Source organism: Acinetobacter sp. YH16042 (genome assembly GCF_013417245.1).
Classification (GTDB): Bacteria; Pseudomonadota; Gammaproteobacteria; order Pseudomonadales; family Moraxellaceae; genus Acinetobacter; species Acinetobacter amyesii.
In genome coordinates this window covers 1-2,111 of record NZ_VPEJ01000089.1, presented here as the reverse complement: position 1 = coordinate 2,111, position 2,111 = coordinate 1, and the positions used below count along the sequence as shown (strand labels likewise).

Genomic DNA, 2,111 nt, shown 5'->3' with positions numbered 1-2,111 from the left:
TTATTGGCGTTTTTAGCCCTGTTTAGCTAGATTTCCCTGTTTTGAAGAAAAGTGCGCTTAAAGGCGATTTTAGGCGGTTTTAAGCCATGTGTGAAAATTTGATATTTTAAAAGTTGCCGATCGGCAACTTTTAGCGGTTTGGGGGATTTATCATTTTCCGACAGCAGGAGGGAATGCACGCTTCCGCGTTTCTCTCCGAGAAACAAAAAAACGGCCTCTGAAAAAGATAAAAATAAGCCCCAAAAGTTGGGGCGTTTTGAAATCTTTTTTAGGTGGTGTCTCTGGCACTTTTAAACAACTCATGGATGCCACAGGTCCATTATGGAAGAAGCAGGCTTTTAAAGGAAAATTAGCCGCAGGATTTACTGTTTCCTCATTACCTGCTGGGGATAAGCAATCGACCCTGATTTCGCTTTTCACCTTTTCGATGCAACACGGTATGGTATGGGTCGGCAACCCTATTTTACCTGAGCAACATCAAGGTGTTCCGTATACGCAAGCAGCCAATCGTCTCGGCTCATGGTCTGGTCTTATGGCACAAGCCGAACATGCCAGTGCGGCAGATGCTTTTGATATTGGCGATATTAAAACCGCTCAGTTATTTGGACAAAACTTTGCATTTCGCTTAAATGCATATCAAGGAACATGATCAAATGAAAGAGTCTAGTCTTTAATTTCCATATGTTTTTTAATCTCGGGCATTACTACATTAAAAACATTAGGTGTTATCAATAGTTTCTTTTCTATGTGAATGTCAGCATGGATTAGGAATATCTCTTATGAAGAAGATCCTGTCAGGATGATGGGTTTTCTTTATTTATCTTACAAATTCTGAAAATATCTATACGTTGCCATCATTCTTATCTTTTTTGCAGCATTTATCGCTGGAGAATGAATAACCCTCATATCCATTAAATACACATCCCCTTGTACGCCAGTTAATTCAATGATCTCTAATTTTTTATTCTGAAAATCAAAAGGCTGATTTAATATTTTCGTACTCAATAAATGATTCAGCTGACTTGAAGAAGATCGTTCAGTTAAATGATGTGAACCTTTCAAAACTAGAGTTCCACCACCATGAGGTTGAATATCATCAATGATTAAAAAAAATTGCAGTGACTCAAAAGCTGTTGAATGTGAATCGACATGCCATTTTAAATCATTCAGTGTCCATTTTTCCTGTTGAGGTAATGTCAGTAGAAGTTGCTGTTTCTGATCAGAGTAAAACTTTTTAGCAAAAATTTTGAATACAACTTCACCCAAAATATCTGAATATTTTTCTAAAGTTTTTGGCTGTTTAACTGTTCTGGACAACATGACAATCTGTTGAAAATGACTCAATTTTTTCAATTCTTTAGAGATTATTTTATTATTTTCATAAATTTTTAAACGTTTCAGTTCTTCAACCAAACTCTCTTTGATTAAATTTACTTCTTTTTTATCAATAAACTGAGATAGCTTAACAATTCCATCAACACTTAAGTCAGTTTTAATTTGTTTTAACTTTATTTGATCCAAATCGGCTCCATTATGATTCATTTTAAAAATTTCCAATCCCTAAGATTCAATCAGCTCTACTTAGGCAATAGCCTTAATAAACCAGCATTTTTTCCATCTTCCAACACCCAAATCGAGCCATTATATGCAGTAGAGGGGGAAACTCAAGGATTAGATTTTAGGAAATCGTAAAATTGAAGTTGCTGTTTTGGGTCTTTTAGCATGATGCAAAGCCGTTGCATAAAATCATTAGGTGATTCATTCTCTTGCTTCAAATGTTTGAATTTTTTATTTCTGGACATGCCGTAAGAAATTCGGTTGATCTGCATATTTGGAAAATCTATAAACTTAGGTTCATCGACCTGTTTGATTGGTGCTGATTGTATTTTCTTAGAACCAAAGCCGAGCTGTTCCAGTAGCGGATAAAACATCCTGAATTTTTTTGGCTCTAAAAGCATGTCTGCAAGGCGTTTCGTAAAGTCTTCGGATGACTCTCCGATCTCTGCATATTCGCTACCAACTTCGGGCAGTTCAGATAATTTGTGTGCAAACAAATGCCGTTGTGCATCGGTCATTTCGACAAAGAAATCAGGTGTGTTTGGATCTCGTTT

Annotated in this window: 1 protein-coding gene and 2 pseudogenes; 1 reads left to right on the top strand and 2 read right to left on the bottom strand. The window is 36.2% G+C overall.

Going from position 1 to position 2,111, the window contains the following annotated elements:
• Positions 1-268 precede the first annotated feature (268 nt).
• Positions 269-649 (top strand): annotated as a pseudogene (locus tag FTV37_RS17110) (flavodoxin family protein); the annotation flags it as partial.
• 173 nt (positions 650-822) lie between these two features.
• Here the strand turns inward: FTV37_RS17110 and FTV37_RS17105 are convergent.
• Together FTV37_RS17105 and FTV37_RS17100 are read right to left on the bottom strand one after the other, a co-directional pair.
• A complete protein-coding gene (locus tag FTV37_RS17105) occupies positions 823-1,542 on the bottom strand; it encodes a phytanoyl-CoA dioxygenase family protein (RefSeq protein WP_087554354.1) in 720 nt (239 codons plus the stop codon).
• Positions 1,543-1,664: 122 nt separating this feature from the next.
• Positions 1,665-2,111 (bottom strand): annotated as a pseudogene (locus FTV37_RS17100) (replication initiation protein); the annotation flags it as partial.